The organism is Paenibacillus sp. FSL F4-0100, from assembly GCF_037993005.1.
Taxonomy (GTDB): domain Bacteria; phylum Bacillota; class Bacilli; order Paenibacillales; family Paenibacillaceae; genus Paenibacillus_AQ.
In genome coordinates this window covers 3,214,443-3,235,951 of the sequence record NZ_CP150303.1, presented here as the reverse complement: position 1 = coordinate 3,235,951, position 21,509 = coordinate 3,214,443, and the positions used below count along the sequence as shown (strand labels likewise).

Below are 21,509 nucleotides of genomic sequence, written 5' to 3'. Positions count from 1 at the left end.
TCAAGACAAAGTAAAAAGCCCTTGGATTAAGGGCTTGAGTATTAGGAGAACGCCTTTTCATTCGCTGATATCTTCTCAAGTTCATCAGCTTTAGAATAACGTCTAGTTACGTTAACATCCTTATGACCAGCTAGTTCAGCAACAGTCGAAATGTCATTGCCTGACTTGACTAGTTGTCTAACGAAGGTGTGTCATAATGCATGTGATGAGTATTGTACTTACTCAACATATGCTGAACAGTACGAACCGATATCCGTTTGCGCTCATTGCTTATGAATAGTGAGTCCTTGCAATCTGTCCGTGTATCAAGGTAACGATTTAGATGATATCTTACATTAACAGCAAGCGGGACAACTCTTGATTCACCACTCTTACTGTTTCTAACGGTTAGACTGCCGCTTCTCTCATATATGGTAATGTCCGTTCAATCCAAGGCCACTAACTCGGATACCCTGAGACCACAATGAACAAGAGTGTAAATGATTGCGATGTCCCTTAGATTCCCATCCTTCTCGACATCACGTAATAGTTTCTTCCGCTCCAATTCTCCTGCTTGCAGCAAATGCTTTTAATACAATTATTTTTCATCAAAGTAATGACACAAAAAATTGATCAGTAAGTTAGGTTTATTTAAAAATTCCAAGCGCTTAGTTCGGGCGCTTTTTTATATATTGTAACTTTAAGGGATTAAAGAGGTAATAATAAACATTTGTCCCAAATTCGTCCCCAACTTCAAATTTAATGAAGCCAAACTGAAGATTAAAAACAAAAAAACCTTGTCGACTGGGGGTTTTCTTGTACAAAAATAGCTGTCGGGACTTTCCCGACAGCCTGGGAAGCTACCATAAGAAGCTCCCTTTTTATTGAAATTTTAATTTGAATGAATTCCATGTAGTTGTTCGAATACCACACATAATCTCAGAAAGTATAATCTATTTCAAAAGAGCCAGAGAATTATAAGTTATTTGATTGACTAGCCTTCCAAATCTCCCTCAAGCTCTAAATAACGATTTCGCAATACGTCCAATTCCTCCTCAGAAGCATTCCAATAGTTCCGCTGATAGCTCTCCAGCAAGGTTTCCAGCATGCCATGATAAGCCAAGCGGTTGTTATCCTGCATTTGCCTGCTGCGATGTTCATCAGCAACATACTCCTTGTGAATGGCAGAGAAGATCCAAGAATCCACCTGGTTGGTCGTCGCCGCCAGCCCCAGCAGGTTCTCCATTCGGTCCGCTACCTTCTGTGCACCATGATAATCATGCTTTAACAATCCCTCGATCCACTTAGGATTAAGCATACGAGTGCGAACTCCTCGTTGAACTGAATGATGAAGTTCTTCCGTCAGAACATGTTCACGCGTTGTATCGGTAATATATATATCCGCCTTCTCCCCCCTGGAAATCTCAACCGACTTGGCTAAACCGCCAAAAAATTCGTAATAATGATCCAGATCGATAATTTCGTGCTCATGGTTGCTCCGGATTTGCGAAACGATATCCACTGCCGCCAGATTGGCCTTGTACAGCTCATACATCTCCCTGCCTCGGTAATTCGAGCTGTACACATGTTTCAGGCTGTGCATAAAGGCTTCTCCCAGACGGCTTTCGTCTTCCCATTTTTTGGTCTCCACCAGTTTGGTCACAGACGTCCCGTATTCTCCTTCCGCAGGGCCGAAAATACGCGCGCATGCCAAATCCCATGCCTCATCGTGCTCAGCTCCGGCCTTGCGCAATTGTTCATACAACTGCTCGGAACGCTGTTTGAATACGTTCTGCTCTGCCGGTTCATCGAGTTCCGAGACAGCTCTAAACAGTTGATGAAGCTCCACCAGCAGATCCGGAAACATATCCCGGAAGAAACCGCAGATATGTACGACCACATTCAGCCGGGGTCTGCCAAGCTCTTGTGCCGGAATAATTTCAAACTCCCTATGCATGGAGCCTTCCCGTTCCTTGACTCTGACTCCGAGATAAGCCAGGATCTGTCCCAGCGTTTCTCCCTGGGTGCGCGAGGTCTCCAGTCCCCACATGACAAGTGCGGTAGTTTCCGGAAATTTCTGATGGGCATCATGATACAGCTTCAGCGTATTCTCCGCGATCTGTAACCCGCTTATCACGGCCGTACGGCTCGGAACAGCTCTGGGATCGAACTGTACCAAATTATTGCCCGAGGGCAGCACCTCCGGATTGCGAATACAGTCGCCTGCCAGAGAAACAGGAATATATTTGCCATCCAACGCTTTGAGAAGATGGTTCAGCTCCGCATCAGCTTTGGTTGAATGGTATGCAGCCAATCCATGATTCCATGTTTCCTGCCAGTTGATCTGCAGTTCCTCCGGCAGATGCGGAGGGTCGGGAATTTCACCGTTGTGAATAAAAAACAAGACAGCGTCCTCTACATACTTGTCCAGCTGTTGGAGCTTGTCAATACTCTGGCTTTCCAGCAGGTTGTCATAATCCCAAGTCAGCGAGGCGGCATACAATCTCTGGAGCGAGGCATGTGAACCGCGATCATGACAGAGAATCATTTTCATATGCCTGGCAGCCTGTTCATGCTCATAACCTTCCCCTAAAACATGTAAACCGTCGGGGATAAAGGATCTTCCGATGCGGTATAACTCCTTCTCGATCTCTTCAGGTCCCTCGGCTTCAAGAAACAAGGCAGCTGCTTGCTCCTGCAGCAATTTCCACGCTTCGGCCACTCGTGCCGGATTCAGCTGTTCCTCAGCCCGGTACTGATGCAGCAGCGCTTCAAGTTTGGCGTATTCGCCATATAGACCACTTACCGTGAAGGGCGGTGATTGATATCCTATCAGGGTTGCGTGCGTTCTTCGCTTGGCAATCATGGCTTCGGGTGGATTGCCGACATAATAGGCATAAACATGCGGAAGATCCTGAATCAGCGCATCCGGCAGGCAGTCGCCGGACATTCCGCTCTCTTTGCCCTCCAGAAACTCAAGGGTCCCGTGAGTTCCTACATGCAGGATGGCATCGGCCTTGAATTCGTCCCGAATGTATTGATAAAAAGCCAGATACTGATGATGTGGAAGCAGGCTTTTATCATGATAGGCCGCTTCGGGATTCTCATGAATCCCGCGGCTGGGCTGCACTCCGATAAACAGGTTGCCGCTCTTCAGACCCGGAATTCGGAACGCGCCGGACTCTGTTGTCATGATATCGCCAGGGGGTTCTCCCCACTGATGAACGTACTCTTCCCGGCGTTTGGCAAACACTTCGTTATTCCGAACGTAGTCATCGCTGTCGTATTTCAGTAAAGAGTCAGACTCGCGTTCGTCTGTCCAGATGCCGGAATTCACAATTCCCTCCTGGATAAATCGCTCTCGCAGCTCTGTTCCGGAATACGTTTCCGTCATGTAGCCATGTTGATTCATCGCTTTCAAGATTCGGGAGACGGATTCGAAGGTATCCAGGAAGGAAGCCTGGAACAGATGCCCCTCTCCTGGTGGATAATTGTAGCCAATGATGGCAATTCTCTTCTCGGCTGGCGGTTTGGTTTGAAGTTCCAGATACCGCCGGACTCGACTCACAAGCTGCTGCGCACGCTCTTCGATTAACTGCAGCTCCTTGATATGAAGCTGCATTTCTTCATCATAGTCCCGGGCGGATAATGCAGCAACCGGAAGCATTTCAATGCTCCCATCCAGCTCAGGCAGCATCATTTGCACAAGAAATTCCGAAGGAGACAATCCCTGACGCGAGTGTTCCCATTCCTCTTTTTCCCTTCTGGTCAGGAAAAATGGATGAAACATCGGCGCCTCCACTTCCCTCAGCAATGCCAGAATCTCTTCGCTTTTGCCGCCGGTCGGACCGGCACCCAACCGAAACGGGATAAAATTGACGATCAGGTTCACTTTCCCTCCACGTGTGCCGCCAAACATCAGGAAATTTCTCAACTTTTTCGAATCCACGTGGACCAAAGAAGTCATGGCGATGGGCAGCACATGGGCGAATTTCCGAATCTCCTCAATGATTTCGCCGATCATATCCCCCGTGTGGAGCGGATAACTGTGTCCCATGAACAAAACAGCTACAGTTGGCAGTTCTTCCCGGATATCGGTCATGGCCTGATAAGTTTCCAGCGATTCATACTTCTGTTTCTTATACGGGTCATAAATGCTCAAGGATTCCAGGACAAATGGCAGCTCGACCGACGGCCAGCTCGCTACATTTCCGTAATGCGTTACAATATACCCCAGCATGTGGTGCAGATTGCGAGCCCCTGCATTCCTCCAATATTCAAGGAGCGTGCGATAATGTCGCAAATCGTTGGATTTGCCCGGCTCCTCATGGGAAATCGGAGGTCCCCCCTGCAACCGAACCCCCGCAATATCCTCGTACTGCAATAGACCTAATCGAAACAGATCTTGAATCCCTTCGGCACTTCCGCCCAGGATCACCTGCTCGGCCTCCGCTTCAGCACACCATTCATGGATACGGGCAAGCGTTGGAGCCGGTGTTCCATGAGGATCATGGATGATAAACCCTGCCCTTGCCACACCGACTTCAAGCGATTGCCATTCCTCTTCCGAGAGCGTTCCTTCAATATTAAATACGGATAACGATACATGGCTGCGCAGAACAGGCCCCAAATTCCTATAGACCTGTGACAGATCTTTCATCGCGGTATGCGATGTTGTTAAAACAACGATATTCATCGGATCTCCCCCTCCCAACTTATTTACATACCGACTGATTCAGCTCAAAGTGGAGCGAAGGGTACTCAGCATTCTCTGATCATCGGTATGGTCCAGCATTCTGTATTCCGCTCCAAGCGCTTCCGCCAGCTGTTTAGCGCGCCCCAATCTAACATAGCCCTGCTCCGTATCCAGTACCAGACTCGGGATTCCTTCAGCGCTTATCTGCCTTGCGATGGCCAGACATTCGTCCCAAATATCAGGAGAAGCGGACAAGCCTGTGAAACTTTCGTTGGCTCTGCCGTCCGACACCACAATTATCACAGGCCATGTCCCTTTGTTTCTTCGTTTTTCGGAAAGAATGGTCTCATAGCCTTTAACAAGCCCGGCTGCCAACGGGGTTTTCCCGCCTGTAGGGATCTCCCTCAGATGTTTGGAAGCGGCATCCACACTGCGGGTAACAGGCAGAATAAGCTCCGCCTGTCCCTTTCTGAAAGCAATCATGCCGATCTGATCTCGTTTCACGTATGCTTCCTGCAGAAGAGACAGGATTGCGCCTTTCACAGCTTTCATGCGCTTTCGAGCGGCCATGGAACCGCTGGCGTCCACCACAAACAGCAGCGTGGCGCCAACCCGGCTCTCCTTTTTCTTCTGACGTATGTCGTCAGGTTCAATGACAAATGCCATTCCCTTTCTTTTGGGCCTGAAGCTCTGAAAAGGGGCAGCCGCTCGAATGGTTGCATCAAAAGCGACATCCGTTTTATGCTTGTTGGTCGGATTCATGGAACCGATCGATCGGCCCTTCTGCTGAATCGAACGGGTTTTATTGCGCTTGCCGGGCCCTTCGTGATCGATCTTCCGTTTCAAGTCCAGTTCTAGAGGCTCGATAGTGAACGCCTCGTCCGGCGGCAGCACTTGTTCCTCACGGCCATCGGCTTGCCCGTCAGCCGCACCGTTGCCTGTCGGCGAATCCGAATCGAGTGAAAAGTCCCCGCTCGAATTATGCTGCTGATTCAGTTCATGGTCATCATGCGCCTGGGCCGAAGCAGACGATCTGATGCCCTCCTCTTCCTTTGAAGAAATAGGGGACTTCTCCCCCTCACCTTTGTCAGAGGTGCTCTGGGGAGTGCTGCGGTTCTCCACCGCACTTCGCATTCGGTGAGGCAAGGCATACTCTGCGGCTTCACGAACATCAGCGGCGTTCACTTCCTTGCGCCCCTCCCATGCAGCTGCCGCTTTTGCGCCTTCAATCAAACAAAGTTCGGCCCGAGAACTGCCGCTTCCCGATTGGTGTGCGATGGATGCTGATAACTGAATCATCTCTTCACTCACCGCCACATCGGAAAGCGACCTGGAGGCTTCTTCCAAACGAATGCACAGCGTTTCCTCATCAGGCAAATAGCGGTCCCTAAACGCTGACCGATCTCCCTCAAACTGAAGTGCTCTTCGAATAACCTCTGCTCTGGCTTCGGGTTCGCCGATACGGTCCATCGTCACATAAAATCCAAAGTGGTCCAGCAGTGGAGGAGTAGGAATCCCTTCTTCGGGGTCCATGGCGGCAAGCAGCATAAACCTGCTGTTCCGCACGGCGGATAACCCCTCCCTCTGTACATAAATCCTGCCCGTTGACAGGGCGTTGACGATCTCCTTCATCATTGGCTGCGGCAATAGGTTCATATGGTCTGCAAGCACCAATTGTCCGTCAGCTTCTTCAAGCAGCCCTGGCGCATGGACTATTCTCCCGCTTTCCATGGTCGATTGGATGTTTAATGAGCCCAGCAGCCGGTCCACGGTGAGATTGGCCGGTACGGATAACTTCCGGCGTCCCCGAGCCAGAGACGAAGTCGCGTGCAATAATAGACTTTTGCCTGATCCGGAAGGACCGCTGATGAGAACCCCGCCGATAGCGGGATTAATAAGATACAGCAGAAGCGCTCGCTTCGCCCGCTCCTGTCCCCATATTGCACTAAACGGATACGGTGTGGTCAAAAGCTCATGATGATGTATATTCATCGCTCGCGTCATACCGTCAAGGCGGATTCCAGCACGGCCTGCAGGCGCTGCTCCATACCGCCGGTTTCTTCAAACGGTTGCCGCCTCATGCGATGAGGCAAAACAAAGCGCGCCGCATGTTGTATATGTTCCAGGCCAACAGCTTCCTGCTCATGCCATGCCGCCAAAGTTGCTGCTGTTTTGATCAGGGTTATATCGGAGCGGTGTCCGTCAACCTCAAGGGCAATGCCGATTTTTGCCGCCAGCTCCAGCATGTCATCAGCGATCCGTATACCGTTTAGCCGTTTGCGGGCTTGCAGAATTTGCTCCAGCATTTCCTTCTGTTCCGACTGATACTGCTCTATGAAGAAGGCCGGGTTCTGTTCGTATTCCAGCCGTCTGCGAATGACGGCCGCACGTTCCCGCACATCCCGCTCACCGCCTACCTCCACCGATAATGCAAAACGGTCCAGAAGCTGAGGGCGCAGATCGCCCTCTTCAGGATTCATCGTCCCCACCAGAAGGAACCGGGAAGGATGGGAATGGGATATGCCTTCCCTCTCCACCGTGTTCACCCCCATGGCTGCTGCATCCAGCAGCACATCCACAATGTGGTCATCCAGCAAATTGATTTCATCGACATATAGAATGTGCCCGTGCGCCGCCGCAAGCAATCCCGGCTCAAATTTCTTCTCGCCTGTTTTGATTGCATGCTCGATGTCCAGAGCGCCAACAACCCGATCTTCAGTTGCACTTACCGGCAGATTGACCACTTTCAATTCGGGAACAAGTCCGGACAATGCACGAACGGCTGTCGATTTGGCCGTCCCCTTCTCGCCGTGGATCAATACGCCTCCAAGCTTGGGATTGACAACGTTCAGGATTAACGCAAGCTTTAAATGGGATTGACCGACGATAGCTGTAAAGGGATACAGCGTATTGAATGCCTCCAATGCTTTCAACTCCTTTATTTCTGTATTAATCCGGTGATCCGGCAAAATGGCTTGTCATATACGGAGCCGGGTTCCACGGAGGCTACCACGCCGAATACGCGGCTAAGCAGTTCCGGTGTCAGCACTTCCGAGGGGGAACCGTATCCTTCGATCGCTCCGGATTTCATGGCCAGAATAAAGTCGGAATACGCGGCAGCATGGTTGATGTCATGCATCACCATAATGATGGTCATTTTCAGCGCTTGATTAAGCTCCCTAACCATCTCCAATATTTCCAGCTGGTGGGCGATGTCCAGATAGGTTGTCGGCTCATCCAGCAGCAGCACGCCGGGCTGTTGGGCCAGTGCCATCGCTATCCAGGCTCTCTGTCGTTCACCGCCCGATAGCGTGTGGAGCATCCGATCCTGATATGAGGCAAGCCCTGTGGCGTTGATAGCCCACTCCGTAATCTCGCGATCTTTCTGGCTGGTTTGGTGCCAGTAAGGCTGATGAGGCGTCCTGCCATATCCGACCAATTCTTTTACCGTTACCTCCACCGGGTCCTGGGATTGCGCCATGTAGGATAATTTCCTGGCCACATCCCGACTATTCAAGTCGGATAGCGCTTTGCCGTCCAACAGAACTTGACCTGCGGCCGGCTTCAGTTGGCGGGCCAGCGATTTCAGAAGCGTGCTTTTTCCGCAACCATTCGGGCCTATAATGCTGTGAACAGCTCCTGCAGCAAAGGATATATTCAGCTGCTCAATTATGAACTTGTCATGATATCTGAGTGATAGCTGTTCCGTCTCGATACTGTTCAAACTTGTTTCCTCCTTAGGAGATACAGGAAAAAGGGAGCACCTAACACACCCATTATGATTCCTACCGGAAGCTCAATGGGTGTAAACATGATTCTGGCAAGCGTATCGCAAATCGTCAGCACGGCTGCTCCCAACAGTGAGGATGCCGGTATAAGAAGCCGATAATCTGCCCCGATCAGTAATCTCGCGATATGGGGAATAATCAGACCCACAAACCCCAACAAACCTGCGATGCTTACCGCGCTTGCCGCCAGCAGCGTAGCCGTAGCCGTTATCAAGACCCGCGACAGCTCCACCCGAGTGCCCAGGTTTCGTGCGTTGGAATCTCCCAGCATCATAATGTTCATCTGCTTCGAACCGGCGAGCGCAAGAAGAAGACCAACGATCGAATAGGGCAGTATCGTTGACAGTTCGGGCCAACTCTTGGCAGCCAGCCCGCCAACCATAAAGATTAAGGCGCCGTGCACTCGGTCACTGTAAAAGGTCAGCATCGCGGATATCCCTGATCCCAAAAATGCCGAAACCGCAACTCCAGCAAGAACAATCCTCAGCGGACTAACCCCGTCTTTCCAGGACAACAGGTAGATGATGAAGGCAGCCAGGGTGGCTCCGATAAATGCGGCAGGTGTCAGGAAATGATCATATTGAGGCACAACGACCAGCAGAAAAATACCAAACAAACCGGCTCCGCTGGAGACGCCTATAAGATGGGGATCCGCAAGCGGATTCCGCATGACTCCCTGCAGCAGCGCGCCGGAGACTGCAAGATTGGCGCCTACCAGCATGGCAACAAGCGTCCTCGGAAGCCGAATGTTCCAAATAATGTCCCGGTTCATGCCTGAAAGATCAGGATACAGAATTACGTTTACGATATCTTGCAGGGAGATCATTACCGCTCCTGTGGCAATACTGAACAGACACGCTGCAATCGCAGCTGTCAGAAAGATCAGAAGGATCCACACAGGGCGGGTTGTTTTATTGAACATCACCGAAGATCTCCGGGTAGATTAGCTTCGCTAAATACGCTAGTGCTTCATCGTAATGCAGTCCGGGATTCGTAAGAAACAGATCTGACGGCACTACAATCACCTTTTGATTCTTAACAGCCCCCAGAGAGGCCCATGCCGGGTTGCTTTCCAATTCTTCTTGGATCTTCTTGTCGCCAACCGCCTTTTGTCCGTGGATAATCATAAAAACATAATCCGGATTTTGCTTCACAAGCGTCTCCATGCTGTATGGCGAGGTCGTCGGACTGTTAGGCGAAGGTTCCAGTTCCTCGGCTGCATTGGTAAGTCCCAGCATTTTGGCGATCTCAAGCCCCGATGTGCCGTTTTTCTGAATCGAAATCCCGCCAGGTGTTACGTTCAGGTTGATAAAAGTAGGTGATTCACCGGGCAGTTTAGCCAAGATGTCATTCACGCGGTCATCCAATGCCTGCAGCTTCGCCGGCAATTGCGCTTCCGTTCCGGCAATCTTGGACATCCACTCGGCTTTGGATTTCATGTCCTCATAATCGGATAGGCTCATCAAGGCTGTAGGAATTCCGCTGCTCTCGAGAGACTGGACAAGTTCCTTGTGGAAACGGGGCTGTCCGATCACCAAATCTGGGCTTAAAGCGACAACCTGCTCCAGGTTAATCTGACTGACCGTACCGACGGATGACACGGGCTCCGCCTGTTCAGGGATGGAAACCCCCGAGGCTTCCATTCGCCCGGCCGCCTCTCCCCCCACGGCGTAGAGCAGCTCGAGGAATTCAGGCGATAACACCACTACACGTTTAGGTTGTTCCTTAAGGGTTATGGTTCGCCCCGTTGAATCCTGGAACGTTATGTAATCCCCTTTAACCGGTGTAAGGTTTGAATCCGCCTGCCCCGTCTGAGAAGTTTCACTGCTTGCAGGAGTTGCCTCTTTGCTTGTGGAATCATTTCCCCCACAGGCTGACAGAATGAATGCACACAGGATAATGCCTGAACTTAATGCCACAAACCGTGATAAACTCTTGCGTTGCTTGGATGTTAAGTACATGGATTTGCTCTCCTTCTTAGTTGAATTCCTTTGTTTAAATCTGTAATTTTTACGATTAAAAACCGTTATTGGCCAGATGATGTTTTCTGTTATCCGATCTAAAATGCCGGTAACGGATCAGATAATGAACGCCAATCGCTTTCCATCTCCGCGTCTGTAAGCAGCGCCTCGTCCAATGACCGAATGATGGCTTCCTTATCAAGGTTGACCCCGATAAACACCAGTTTGTTCACGCGGTCTCCCCAGACATCATCCCAGTCCGGAGTTTTCTCGAATTCACTGCCAAAATACGCAAATCTTTCTTCTTCCGACAACGCGGCAACCCATAAGCCTGCCGGTGACAATTGACGTGATACCCCTGCCTGGCTGAAGGTCATTGCCATATTGTTTCGCGTGGCTAACCATAAAACTCCCTTTGAGCGAACTACTTCCTTAGGCCATTTCCCCATCCACTGCAGCAAGCGTTCCGGATGAAACGGCACCTTCCGCGAATACACAAAAGATGAGATCCCATATTCCTCGGTTTCAGGCGTATGATGTTCGTTCTGCAGCTCCTGAATCCATCCGGCGGATTGGCTTGCTGCTTCAAAATCAAACAAGCGGTTGTTCAAAATTTCCTTGGGATCGATTCTTCCGTGCGCGGTGCGAATCATCTTCGCGCGCGGCTGCAATCCTTTAAGAACAGCTTCCAAGTCAACCAGTTTTTCCTCACTGACCATATCGCACTTGTTGATGATCAACACATCACAGAACTCCACCTGATTTGTCAGTAGATGAACGACACCTCTTGTATCGCCATCTCCCGCTTCCTGATTACGATCCTGCAAAGTTTCCTTCGTATTGTAATCCTGCCAGAAATGATACGCATCCACCACGGTAACCATGCAATCCAAACGTGTCAGTTTCGACAGATCGATTTGCTGTTCTTCATCAACGTATGTAAACGTTTGGGCAACCGGTACAGGCTCTCCGATTCCGGTGGATTCGATAAGTATGTAATCGAATTTGCCCTCCCTGGCCAATCGCTCACCTACCAGCAGCAGATCATCGCGGAGTATGCAGCAAATACAGCCGTAGGACAACTCTACCAGCTTCTCTTCTGTTCTACTTACCTACCGCCATCCCTGATCAGATCGGCGTCAAAGTTGATCTCGCTCAAATCGTTCACTATAACGGCAACCCCGATTGCTCCTTTAGGCTCAATCTTTGGATCAAGCAGGAACTCCAAACGGATTTTTGATTAAGCTGCTCTAAACCTTCTCGGATGAAGATCCACAATCCATGCAGAAGCCAAACACATCAATTTTGTAATTCAATGATCGAAAACGCTGGGGCTCGGGCAGCAGCATTCGTTCAGGATCAAAATTCATGGGAGTCGTTCGCTTGCAATCCATACAAATAAAATGAAGCTGCGGCTGCACATGATCAATCAAGCGGTAACGAAGTTCATTGTCCAGCGCAAATGTTTCGATGATGCGCAGGTTTTTATACAGTTCAAGATTCCGATAAACCGTGCCATAACTCAATCCATGAAAGATCTGCTCCATTGCTTGATATAACTCCATCGCAGAGAACGGGCGGTTTAGGCTTACCACCAGATCCAGCATGAATCTCCGCTGCGTGGTTATTCGAATCCCCCGATCGACCAGATAATCGATCAACTTATCAAGCTGCCTGCTATCCTCCACACTAAACACCTGCCCTGCTGAAAACATGAAGTCGTTAAATAACACCCGATGATCATTAAACGTTCAAACACATCTCGATTAATCGTAATAATTACGATTAATAATACTTCCGGTTGTATCAATTGTCAACCATGTTATCTTCTACTGCTCTGTTCCATGCGGTAACTCGCACATGATAAGAAATGACCCCTTAATCTATAAGGAGTCATTTCTCTTCTGTCCGCGATGGTTTACTGGGGGCGATTACCAGCTGGACTTCGTTATGCCCGGAATTTGTCCCTTATGGGCCAGTTCCCGAAACACGATCCGCGATACGCCAAATTTACTGATATAACCTCTTGGTCTTCCGCTGACCGCACAGCGATTATGGAGTCTGGTCGCAGAAGAGTCGCGGGGCAGTTTTTGGAGGGCTTCATAGTCGCCCTTTTCTTTCAATTCCTTGCGTTTCTGCGCATATTTAGCGACTATCTGTTGTCTTTTCAGTTCTTTCACTACTTTTGATTTCTTTGCCATTTGCAAACACACCTCCCTTCTGTCGTTAACTATTCATTCAAGGCTTTTTGCAAGGCTTCGAGATTCTGGCGCATGATGGCAATATAGTCAAGGTTAGCGGCAGTATCTTCCTCGGTTAGGCCTTCGATCGGATTAAGCACGGACGTGGAAGCACCGATCTCGGAAGCAATGGTTTCCGCAACGTTTGAAGACACAAGCGTTTCGAAGAATATGGTTTTCACATCGTGCTCTTTGGCAAAATCAATAACCTCGGCCATTTGTGCCGCTGACGGTTCCTGGTCCGGTGATAAACCTGCAATCGGCACTTGAGTCAATCCGTACTCTCTGGCCAAATACCCGAACGCGGCATGCTGGGTTATGAAATCTTTCCGTTTGGCGTCCTTCAGCCCATCTCTAAACTCCTGGTCCAATGCCTCCAATTTACTTACATAAGCATCCGCGTTTGCCTTGAATGCCTCTTTATGTTCCGGAGCTGCTTCGGCCAAACCCGCTTCGATGTTGCGAACCTGCTGAACAGCCATGGCAGGGGAGAGCCACACATGCGGATCGAGTCCACCATGGTCATGGTGATGCCCATCTTCATCATGCTCATGGGCGGCATGCTCGTCATGGCTATGGTCGCCTGCCTCTTCATGCTCATGGGCATGCTCGTCATGGCTGTGATCGCCTTCCTCTTCATGTTCATGGGCATGCTCGTCATGGCTGTGATCGCCTTCTTCTTCATGCTCATGGGCATGTTCGTCATGGCTGTGATCGCCTTCTTCGTCATGATCATGAGAATGGCCCGATCCCTCCATAATCTCGATTCCCTTACTGGCCTCAATTGCCGTCAGCCCGGTGCCCTGAATGCTCTCCAGAACCTGTTCGACCCAGCCTTCCATACCGGCGCCGTTATACACCAGCACATCGGCTTCGGTTATCCCCGCCATATCCTGCGGTGTCGGCTCCCAATCATGCGCTTCAACACCCGGAGGAATTAGATTGTCCACTTCCGCTAAATCGCCCGCTACCTGTTTAGTGAACTCATACATAGGATAGAAACTGGTTTTAACTTTAAGTTTTGCCGTTTCCGTTGTAGAAGCATCCGACGCTTGGTTATCTGCGGGAGGTGCGCTTCCTTCATTGGCAGCCGGCGAATTTCCCGAACCGCATCCTGCAATAGCCAATACTGCGGATAGGGATAGTAGGGTTAATAAACGCTTAAATCTCTTCATAATTCTTATAACTCCTATTTCTATTTATTTTTTTTATCCATCTTCGACTCTGTAATCGCAGTAATTTCTGAAAGGTTACAGCAATCATTAAAAAACCTAATAGAATGAGGGCAATCGTGCCTCCCGGCGGCGTGTTGAGATAGTAGGAGGCGGTAAGTCCCGAAAAAACACCGCTCAAGCCCACAACGACGGCGATCCCCATGGCCGCTATAAACCCCGGTGCAATCCGAAGCGCAATCGAGGCAGGCAGCACAATCAACGCTGAAACCAGCAGCACGCCGACAATTGGCATTGCAGCGGCAACCGTCATCCCCGTGAACACCGCAAATAAAAAGGAAAGGAGCGAGACTCGAGTACCGGATACCGCAGCGGTTTCCTCATCAAAAGCAAAGTTATAGAGCGGTCGGCGCAGACCGACAAAAAACAATATCCCCACTGCCGCTACCGCGGCAATCAGACGAAGCTGCGTATCGCTAACGGCGACAATCGATCCAAACAAATAAGAGCTAAAACTCTTGCTCAGATTTTGATTCAAGCTCATGAGAACGACAGCCAGAGCAAGCCCGGAAGTCATAATAATGGCTACCGGAACCTCGCTGTAGGTGCGATACACTCGTCGAAGCTGTTCAATTACGAGTGCCCCGATGATAGCAATGGCAAAACCGCTGAGCGCGGGATTGAGTTTCACAAAAGAGCCTAACGCCACTCCAGCCAAGGAAACATGAGAGAGTGTATCCGCCATAAGAACCTGCCGCCTCAGCATTAAAAACACACCCAGAACAGGACCGATAATGCCGATCAGACCTCCGGCCCAAAAAGCGCGCTGCATGAACTCGTAACTGAGCATCGCCATCCCTCATTCTCCTCTCGCTCCAATTGCACGACACGGTCCAGAAATGGACCGATTTCTTCGAGCGAATGGGTGACCATAATGACCGTATAACCTTTCTGTTTGACATAATCGTTTAATAGTCGGTACAGATCCGTACGACTCGTAACATCCATCCCTGTCGTAGGCTCGTCAAGGATCAACACCTGCGGCTCCTGAGCCAAGGCTCTTGCAATGCATATCCGCTGCTTCTGACCTCCCGACAATTCGCCGACCTTCCGGTTGCGATATTCCCACATCCCCACTTCCTTCAGGCTCCGTTCAACGATCTCATGATCTCTGGACGTGAAACGCTTGAACAATCCGAGGCGACCGTAACGGCCCGATCGAACAAGCTCAATCACCTTGCTGGGAAATCCCGCATTGAACGAGGCCACTTGCTGGGGAACATAACCAACCGATATTTTGGATCCATCCTCCAGCACTCGCTTGAATACGATGGACCCGCTCCATGGCTTTGCCAACCCGAGCATTAATTTCAGCAAAGTTGATTTTGCGGCACCATTGGGACCGGATAAACCGATAAATTGTCCGCTATGGATATCCAGCGACAAATGTTCAATTACAGCCTGATCCCCGTATCCAAAAATGACGTCGCGCATAGAAGACAATAACATATCCCCATCTCTTCCTTCCTTGTGACAGAAAAACCGCCTTGATTCAGTGTAAAAATTACGATTTAAGAACCCGCTGTCTCTTATTTCTAATCACTTTTCCGCTTGTTTCTTTCTCTATTAGGGCGATCTTCTAACCAGCTTATCGTGTCTCGCGATGCAAGGTGTATCTTTTTAATCGGGGACAGTATTTACGCATTTCCAACCGTTCAGGGTGGTTTCTCTTATTTTTTGTTGTGGTGTAGTTGCGATCACCTGTCTCGGTGCAAGCTAAAGTAACAACGACCCGCATATCCTCCATCTCCTTTAATAGTAATTATTACGATTAAGCAATTCTAACCCTACGATTTCACATTTGTCAACCCGTCCGCAGAATATCAAACCAGTTAAGTCGTCACCGCCTCAGGCTTATATTCGTCACAAGCATCTTGTATATGTCTTCTCTGCAGCGGTTGACGTTCAATAATGGCTTTTCGTTTCGCTTTCAACACAATTTGCTCAATGTCGGCAAAACTGCACCCTTCAAGCTGGGCGCAGGCCTCAGTCCATGCTGTCTCCTCGCACTGAAAATCTCCGAGGAGGACTTCAATATAATGCTGCCTTCTGCTATAGTCCGGCAACGAATACGTCATCTTTGTGTCGAACCTGCGCCATATGGCCTGATCCAAATCCTTCTCCAAATTGGTGGCAGCCATAATGATGCTTTTGTCCCCGAAGTCATCCAGACATTGCAGCAATGTATTTACGGCACGGGCCATCTCCTTCACTTCATCGTTGCTGTCCCTCGTTCTGGCAATGGCATCAAACTCATCAAGAAAAAGAACACAGGGAAATGTGGTTGCATAATCGAATATTTTGCGAATGTTGCTGCCTGTTTCGCCCAGGTGACTATGAATGATGGCATCCAGTCGAACCAGGACTAAGGGAAGCTGTAGTATGTTGGCCATATAAAAGGCCGTTAAGGTTTTCCCTGTTCCGGGGGGACCGTACATGACAATCCGGTTAGGAATCGGAACGTGATGCTCCTCAAATTCCTCCCTCATCCCCAAAATAGCGATAAATTCATCCACAATTCTCTGATTGAATTCAGGCAATATCAGATGCCTGGCCTTTCTGCCGCACTCTTTAGGTGAATACACGGTTGCCATATCGATTCCTTTGGCACGAGGAATGCGCTGGCTTGCATTGCTTTTGCTCATGGTCAACTGCTGCTCCTTCACTACATAAATCGAAATTTACAGGGTTATGTGACCCAAATGACTTCATGGGTATCCATCTCAACCAGCTTCAGCACCTCTTCAAAATTTCTGCTGGGTGCGATTGCGGATAATAGAGCCCATTCGTCATCGTCGGGTTTGCCATACACACGCCATACATGATCCTCAAGACGAAATTGAACAAATTCCGTCGGGATCCAGGCTCGCTGAGTCCAATCCGGCCTTTCCTCTGACAAGGTGACCGTTCTTTCCTTGAGTCGGTACGTTAAACGCACTTCTCCCCGTAAATCGGAGGGAACCTTCAGAGCGATATAACCTTCCAAAACGGCACTGATTCTTTTTAGGGTAAAGCTGTCCACGATGCAACCTCCCATCAACATGTACAGTCTTCAACACAACAAGATAGATCGGTAAGTTTCATGCCTTGTTTTTTGTGTTCCTCAGCTTTAACGTATCCAGCTGTAAGCGTCTTGCTATTTCTTCGCCAATGATTCCAAACCGTTGACGGAATTTATAGATAAAACAAAACTTTAGATTCCCGTGATTTATGCTGGGGCCTGACAGGAATGTTCCAGGGCTGATCGTTGACTCATCGTATGGGGTATGCAACCTTCGCCTTGAGCCCCGTAGGCAAACATGGGTTCAATGAGCTTCAAGCTACCTTGGAAACCCGTAGCCAGAATCGGGGGCTGCGTCGTTTGAAAAAAACGCTCTTTCCCGGACGCATCCTCTCAATATAACAGAAAACCATCGTTGGTCGGTTCCATCCAATAAACCTCATGACCAGCAAGCAACCGAATCAGACCATCCTCAATGTCAGACTGTCGATCTTTCGTAAACGGTGAAAGCTCCGTGCTTGGATCGCTGCTTCCCTTATCCGTCCAACGTCCGCTCCAATCAATAAGCGTTACCTTTTTCCCGAGACGGGCTAAATGAATGTCGGCATCCGCCCCGCTTTCATAACCGCCAATAATCGTAATGTCTTCCCCTTCAACACAGCTCCAATCGCGGATCAGACTGCTGTGAATTCCATACTTTGCTCCCGGAAAGCTCTCAAGTTTATGGTATTGGACTTCGCCTGCTGCCCAAATCACGAAGCTGGCTGTACATTGCGCCTTGATTCGTATCCAGCTCGTATATTCCATCCTTATGCAATTGAATAGCAGTGACATCGATCCCTGTTTGCACCAGGAGTTTTCTGAAATCGGCTACTGCCTGTAAATAATCCGCATACTGTTCGCCAGATGGATATTCCGTTCCAAGCGTATATGCTGGAGAAGTTCGAAGCGAAATTGCGTTCAGATCAAGCTTTCCGTAGGCATTGTTGGTAAAAGAGGGAGTGATCATCCGCATTTCTTTAGGCCACATCAAAAAGGATGTACTGATTGCTCCTCTTTCCAGAATACTGAAGCTGGATATATTCAAGTCTTGCAGAACGCAGCCCATTCCAATTCCGGCTGCCCCCGCGCCTACAATCAAACAAACAATCATTTTAAAGATTCCACCTCGTTTTTATTTCGCAACAAACACGAATTGTTTTCATTTCGTACGTTTTCAGTACAAAAAGACAGCGTGCATAATGCGCTTTACGCTGTCACATATAGGGCAGCCCTTTACGACTACTTTTTATAACTTAATCGTTTCTTAAACTTATCGACACGTCCGCCGATTTCACTATTTTTCTGCTTGCCTGTGAAGAATGGGTGTGACGAAGAACTCGAATCTACGCGGATCACAGGATATCCGTCCTCCCATTCCAGGGATTCTGAGGAAGTCTTTGTAGAGGCGCTAAGAAATGAATAGCCGACACTTGCATCCAAAAATATGACTTTCTGAAAGGTTGGATGTATCCCTTTCTGCATGGTGATATCCTCTTCTTTCCGAGCCATTTGGCTCTTCGCGATTATTATTCGTAATAATTACGAATAAATCCTTAGATGCATATTAAAATATAATTTCATATCTGTCAACTTTCCGACTCATGGCTATCCATCGCGTTGTAAATCCGGAGCATAAAGAAAAACCGCACACCATAGTTCATGGTACGCGGTTGATCTTGCACTCAAATATATAATGAGCCTTTATTCAATTCTGACAATCTTCACATAATCCGTAAATCTCAAAGCGGTGATTGGAAATTTTGAAATTCGAAGGCAAATCCATCGATTGGTCCATTGGACAATAATCAAACGGCATGGTTTTCTCACAATTCAAACAGATTACATGATGATGGTGATGGGAAGAACAACAGCCTTTGAATTTCAGCCCGCCGTCCAGAAAATAATACTGTTCTAATACTCCCATCTCGCTTAACAGGCGCAAATTCCGATATACCGTATCAAAACTTACACTCGGGTAATATGACTTCATTTGATCGTATACATCTTTAGGTGACAGGTATCCTTCATCCTCGGTAAAAATTTGCGCAAGTGTTCTCCGCTGATCTGTAATGCGAAGGCCGTTTTTTGACATGATGTCCATGATTTGATTGATACGCTTTGAATTAACCATTCGCTATACCCCTCTTCTCCCCGTAAGTCGCATCCATTTTATCCTACATAAAACGGCGCTGACCGACAAAAAACAAAATCTATTATACTATAAATCGAAATGAAATCGTATGGAATGAAGGATGTTGTCAATTGACTTTTACTCATGATTTAATAGTTATTATTACGCATTAAGGGATGTATACCTGAACCCGGTTCATTATTCGCCCGTCTCAGTTACCCTGCAGCTGTCTACATATAGGAGGTGCCGTTTTGCGCAAGTGGCTTACAAAGTCCGGACTCAATCTGGCATTTGTCGTAATCATCCTTAGCATCATCTATGTGGCCCTATTTCCGGACGTCATCTCAAACTTAAGTGCACTATTTGCTATGCGGGTATTAATGGACCTCTAACGAAATATTTCACGGGGAATTATCCAATACTATCAAATTGCAACCTGGGTTAATAAAGACCTTGGGGACTACGCTTATCTTATCCATCAGAGAGAGTATAGAACGTTATGGAAGCTGGGTGGCACCATTACACCAGCAAATATGGTTAACAATCTCACACGGTGCATTCCTTACACACGACTAAGGTACCAATCATCAATTATAACGATCTGATTATTGGTATCACCAGACTCAGTTTAGTAAAGTGGAAAAGAGCACCGTTTAAGAATCAAGATGTAACACCATATTCGCCTCAAGGTAGCAAAAGTATTTCGATCGTACACAAAAGAAGCCCTTAGCAGTAAGAGCTGATGAACTTCTAAGCCCTACACTGTCCGAGCTGATCAGTCGAAAATCGACCGATCCTAAGTACAATTTCGAATACCTAAACCGACCATATGCGTTTAACCGTGATAAGGGAAAGTGTCTTATATGTAGTGAACCTGTACTGTCAACCAACGTACATATTCACCATATCAACCCAAGTCTCCCAATAACCCTCGTCAACCGCGTAACCAACTTAGCGACCGTTCACTTTGGATGCCATAAAACGGTTCATTCATCCATGAGTTTTGAACACCTAGGTAATAAAGTATCATATTTGTATCAGGGGTACCGTCAGGAAAATGCAGATTTACAACTTTAAGGTAATCCCACAATTAAAATCCAAATTTCCGATTAGTAAAAAGATAATTCACGATCATCAATAATATAAGGTATTTATTCCGGTTTCTTTATGAATCCATTATTAACTGAACGATTTGTTCTGTTGCTTTTTTAGATTCTGGAAATGAAAACAATGGCCAAACATGCAACATGGAAGGATATTCATAATAGTTTATATCAACCCCTATTTCATCAGGTTCGCTTTGAACCTTCTAGAATCAGGATTTGTAATATCATGTGTTCCAGTGAATAGACTTATCTTCCCAAGCCCAGCAAAACTCCCGTATATTGGGCTGATCAAATAATGCGTTAAACTTGTTTCTCTACCATACCACTTGCCAATATCAAAGAGTGCAGGAACCGCAGATATGGGATCATATTTTTCTACTGCTTTTATTTCTGGGTTGCTAAACGAATAATCCAAAGCAGGAGAAATAAGAATGATGTTCCCAGGCTGTGGCAAATTCTTTTCTTTTAACAGCTGTACTAAAGCCAAACTTAATCCTCCACCTGCTGAATCACCCATAACAGATACATTTTCTGGTTTTACCTCAAAAATAATTTTCTGATAAATAGGGACTATCATGTCAAAGACGTCTTGATAATAATATTTCGGTGCTAGAGGATAAATAGGGACAGTTATTGTACATTGCAAAGTATCTACTAATCTGCTTAAAAATTCCCAATGAAGGCTCATTATCGTGTAAACATATCCTCCTCCGTGAAGATAAAGAATATGCTTATTTCCTACATGCTCCAAGGGCTGGATTACGTAATAAAAATGGCCATTTATTACTTCTTTCCTAATATTAAAGCTTTTTTGAAGTTGTTTTGATGGTTCATAACTGTCTGATAATTGCTTTTTCTCTATCCTCTTTCTTAAGTCGTCACCAGTTAATTTCCACATCCTATTTAATCTGATCATTCGCAATAACATTTTGACAAACTTAGTTGGAACATCGGTATGCCACTTCGCCGGATCGTTGCCGATAAAATAATTGACTTTCCCCGTGTCTTGGCGACGACCTTCGATTTGCACGGCCTCGTTCGCGCCGAGAAATTGCAGGAAGAGCGCCATCCACTCCTGCCGATCCGGCGTCTTCTTCGTAAGAATAAACTGAATCTCCGTCGAGGAGAACCCGATATTAATACCAGGCTTCTGAGATAAATAGCAGATATCCCCTCGCGTTTGGCCGACATTTTCCGTGAAAGTAAGCGGAGCATTCCTATAGCTTCCGATAGGCGTCTGACGCTTCGTTTCGTTTGGTATCATGGCGTCCCCTCCCGTATTTTCCTGGCTCACCAGTAAACAATCACTATATTCATATATGCGCCGGGCATT

General features: G+C 47.9%; 22 protein-coding genes and 1 pseudogene. 1 reads left to right on the top strand and 22 read right to left on the bottom strand.

Going from position 1 to position 21,509, the window contains the following annotated elements; genetic code table 11:
* Window positions 1-41 precede the first annotated feature (41 nt).
* The 21 genes and pseudogenes from MHH48_RS14630 to MHH48_RS14530 form a co-directional block, all read right to left on the bottom strand.
* Window positions 42-152, bottom strand: coding sequence for a hypothetical protein (locus MHH48_RS14630; RefSeq protein ID WP_144023536.1), 111 nt, complete (start codon window positions 150-152; stop codon window positions 42-44).
* Window positions 153-169: 17 nt separating this feature from the next.
* The gene (locus MHH48_RS14625; RefSeq protein WP_256720876.1) at window positions 170-412 is read right to left on the bottom strand and encodes a tyrosine-type recombinase/integrase; all 243 of its coding nucleotides are present in this window, start codon (window positions 410-412) and stop codon (window positions 170-172) included.
* 561 nt (window positions 413-973) lie between these two features.
* The gene (locus MHH48_RS14620) at window positions 974-4,675 is read right to left on the bottom strand and encodes a cobaltochelatase subunit CobN (protein ID WP_076326568.1); all 3,702 of its coding nucleotides are present in this window, start codon (window positions 4,673-4,675) and stop codon (window positions 974-976) included.
* 39 nt (window positions 4,676-4,714) lie between these two features.
* Window positions 4,715-6,667, bottom strand: a complete 1,953-nt coding sequence (locus tag MHH48_RS14615; RefSeq protein WP_179090752.1) for a VWA domain-containing protein — start codon at window positions 6,665-6,667, stop codon at window positions 4,715-4,717.
* Window positions 6,668-6,675: 8 nt separating this feature from the next.
* Window positions 6,676-7,599, bottom strand: a complete 924-nt coding sequence (locus MHH48_RS14610; protein ID WP_076326569.1) for an AAA family ATPase — start codon at window positions 7,597-7,599, stop codon at window positions 6,676-6,678.
* A gap of 14 nt (window positions 7,600-7,613) precedes the next feature.
* A complete protein-coding gene (locus MHH48_RS14605) occupies window positions 7,614-8,399 on the bottom strand; it encodes an ABC transporter ATP-binding protein (RefSeq protein WP_076326570.1) in 786 nt (261 codons plus the stop codon).
* Window positions 8,396-9,385 carry an iron ABC transporter permease gene (locus tag MHH48_RS14600; RefSeq protein WP_076326571.1) on the bottom strand — a complete coding sequence of 330 codons (990 nt, stop codon included), beginning with the start codon at window positions 9,383-9,385 and terminating at the stop codon, window positions 8,396-8,398. Before MHH48_RS14600 ends, MHH48_RS14605 begins: the two co-directional genes overlap by 4 nt.
* Window positions 9,375-10,424 carry an ABC transporter substrate-binding protein gene (locus MHH48_RS14595; protein WP_076326572.1) on the bottom strand — a complete coding sequence of 350 codons (1,050 nt, stop codon included), beginning with the start codon at window positions 10,422-10,424 and terminating at the stop codon, window positions 9,375-9,377. Before MHH48_RS14595 ends, MHH48_RS14600 begins: the two co-directional genes overlap by 11 nt.
* 98 nt (window positions 10,425-10,522) lie before the next feature.
* A pseudogene (locus MHH48_RS14590) lies at window positions 10,523-11,610 on the bottom strand (GTP-binding protein); the annotation flags it as partial.
* 64 nt (window positions 11,611-11,674) lie between these two features.
* Window positions 11,675-12,112, bottom strand: coding sequence for a Fur family transcriptional regulator (locus tag MHH48_RS14585; RefSeq protein WP_076326573.1), 438 nt, complete (start codon window positions 12,110-12,112; stop codon window positions 11,675-11,677).
* Between the two features lie 243 nt (window positions 12,113-12,355).
* Window positions 12,356-12,625 (bottom strand): 30S ribosomal protein S14, encoded by a 270-nt coding sequence (gene rpsN / locus MHH48_RS14580; protein ID WP_076326574.1) that lies wholly within the window; start codon window positions 12,623-12,625, stop codon window positions 12,356-12,358.
* A gap of 29 nt (window positions 12,626-12,654) precedes the next feature.
* Window positions 12,655-13,839 carry a metal ABC transporter substrate-binding protein gene (locus tag MHH48_RS14575; protein WP_076326575.1) on the bottom strand — a complete coding sequence of 395 codons (1,185 nt, stop codon included), beginning with the start codon at window positions 13,837-13,839 and terminating at the stop codon, window positions 12,655-12,657.
* On the bottom strand, window positions 13,826-14,692 hold the full coding sequence (locus MHH48_RS14570) for a metal ABC transporter permease (protein ID WP_076326576.1): 867 nt from the start codon (window positions 14,690-14,692) through the stop codon (window positions 13,826-13,828). The genes MHH48_RS14575 and MHH48_RS14570 overlap by 14 nt, the downstream gene beginning before the upstream one ends.
* A complete protein-coding gene (locus tag MHH48_RS14565; RefSeq protein WP_076326577.1) occupies window positions 14,638-15,345 on the bottom strand; it encodes a metal ABC transporter ATP-binding protein in 708 nt (235 codons plus the stop codon). Before MHH48_RS14565 ends, MHH48_RS14570 begins: the two co-directional genes overlap by 55 nt.
* A 139-nt stretch (window positions 15,346-15,484) precedes the next feature.
* A complete protein-coding gene (gene rpmG / locus MHH48_RS14560) occupies window positions 15,485-15,634 on the bottom strand; it encodes a 50S ribosomal protein L33 (RefSeq protein WP_076326578.1) in 150 nt (49 codons plus the stop codon).
* 94 nt (window positions 15,635-15,728) lie between these two features.
* On the bottom strand, window positions 15,729-16,541 hold the full coding sequence (locus MHH48_RS14555; RefSeq protein ID WP_076326579.1) for an ATP-binding protein: 813 nt from the start codon (window positions 16,539-16,541) through the stop codon (window positions 15,729-15,731).
* 44 nt (window positions 16,542-16,585) lie between these two features.
* A complete protein-coding gene (locus MHH48_RS14550) occupies window positions 16,586-16,918 on the bottom strand; it encodes a DUF3024 domain-containing protein (protein ID WP_076326580.1) in 333 nt (110 codons plus the stop codon).
* A 372-nt stretch (window positions 16,919-17,290) separates the two neighbouring features.
* Window positions 17,291-17,653 (bottom strand): NAD(P)-binding domain-containing protein, encoded by a 363-nt coding sequence (locus tag MHH48_RS14545; RefSeq protein WP_256720874.1) that lies wholly within the window; start codon window positions 17,651-17,653, stop codon window positions 17,291-17,293.
* A complete protein-coding gene (locus MHH48_RS14540) occupies window positions 17,619-18,050 on the bottom strand; it encodes an NAD(P)-binding domain-containing protein (RefSeq protein ID WP_256720875.1) in 432 nt (143 codons plus the stop codon). The genes MHH48_RS14545 and MHH48_RS14540 overlap by 35 nt, the downstream gene beginning before the upstream one ends.
* A 128-nt stretch (window positions 18,051-18,178) precedes the next feature.
* Window positions 18,179-18,421 carry a type B 50S ribosomal protein L31 gene (locus MHH48_RS14535; RefSeq protein ID WP_076326581.1) on the bottom strand — a complete coding sequence of 81 codons (243 nt, stop codon included), beginning with the start codon at window positions 18,419-18,421 and terminating at the stop codon, window positions 18,179-18,181.
* Window positions 18,422-18,644: 223 nt separating this feature from the next.
* A complete protein-coding gene (locus tag MHH48_RS14530; RefSeq protein ID WP_076326582.1) occupies window positions 18,645-19,070 on the bottom strand; it encodes a Fur family transcriptional regulator in 426 nt (141 codons plus the stop codon).
* Between the two features lie 251 nt (window positions 19,071-19,321).
* On the opposite strand from MHH48_RS14530, the gene MHH48_RS14525 reads away from it, so the two are divergent.
* Entirely contained in the window at window positions 19,322-19,462 is a 141-nt protein-coding gene (locus tag MHH48_RS14525) for a hypothetical protein (RefSeq protein WP_179090753.1), read from the top strand.
* Between the two features lie 889 nt (window positions 19,463-20,351).
* Here MHH48_RS14525 and MHH48_RS14520 read toward each other — a convergent pair.
* Entirely contained in the window at window positions 20,352-21,440 is a 1,089-nt protein-coding gene (locus tag MHH48_RS14520) for an alpha/beta hydrolase (RefSeq protein WP_083659870.1), read from the bottom strand.
* Between the last annotated feature and the right edge of the window lie 69 nt (window positions 21,441-21,509).

Coding starts and splice junctions, on each gene's coding strand:
- MHH48_RS14620 (WP_076326568.1), bottom strand. CDS start 4,675: ATGAATATCGTTGTTTTAACAACATCGCATACCGCGATGAAAGATCTG.
- MHH48_RS14615 (WP_179090752.1), bottom strand. CDS start 6,667: ATGAATATACATCATCATGAGCTTTTGACCACACCGTATCCGTTTAGT.
- MHH48_RS14600 (WP_076326571.1), bottom strand. CDS start 9,385: ATGTTCAATAAAACAACCCGCCCTGTGTGGATCCTTCTGATCTTTCTG.
- MHH48_RS14595 (WP_076326572.1), bottom strand. CDS start 10,424: ATGTACTTAACATCCAAGCAACGCAAGAGTTTATCACGGTTTGTGGCA.
- rpsN (WP_076326574.1), bottom strand. CDS start 12,625: ATGGCAAAGAAATCAAAAGTAGTGAAAGAACTGAAAAGACAACAGATA.
- MHH48_RS14575 (WP_076326575.1), bottom strand. CDS start 13,839: ATGAAGAGATTTAAGCGTTTATTAACCCTACTATCCCTATCCGCAGTA.
- MHH48_RS14570 (WP_076326576.1), bottom strand. CDS start 14,692: ATGGCGATGCTCAGTTACGAGTTCATGCAGCGCGCTTTTTGGGCCGGA.
- MHH48_RS14565 (WP_076326577.1), bottom strand. CDS start 15,345: ATGTTATTGTCTTCTATGCGCGACGTCATTTTTGGATACGGGGATCAG.
- rpmG (WP_076326578.1), bottom strand. CDS start 15,634: ATGCGGGTCGTTGTTACTTTAGCTTGCACCGAGACAGGTGATCGCAAC.
- MHH48_RS14555 (WP_076326579.1), bottom strand. CDS start 16,541: ATGAGCAAAAGCAATGCAAGCCAGCGCATTCCTCGTGCCAAAGGAATC.
- MHH48_RS14540 (WP_256720875.1), bottom strand. CDS start 18,050: ATGATTGTTTGTTTGATTGTAGGCGCGGGGGCAGCCGGAATTGGAATG.
- MHH48_RS14535 (WP_076326581.1), bottom strand. CDS start 18,421: ATGCAGAAAGGGATACATCCAACCTTTCAGAAAGTCATATTTTTGGAT.
- MHH48_RS14530 (WP_076326582.1), bottom strand. CDS start 19,070: ATGGTTAATTCAAAGCGTATCAATCAAATCATGGACATCATGTCAAAA.
- MHH48_RS14520 (WP_083659870.1), bottom strand. CDS start 21,440: ATGATACCAAACGAAACGAAGCGTCAGACGCCTATCGGAAGCTATAGG.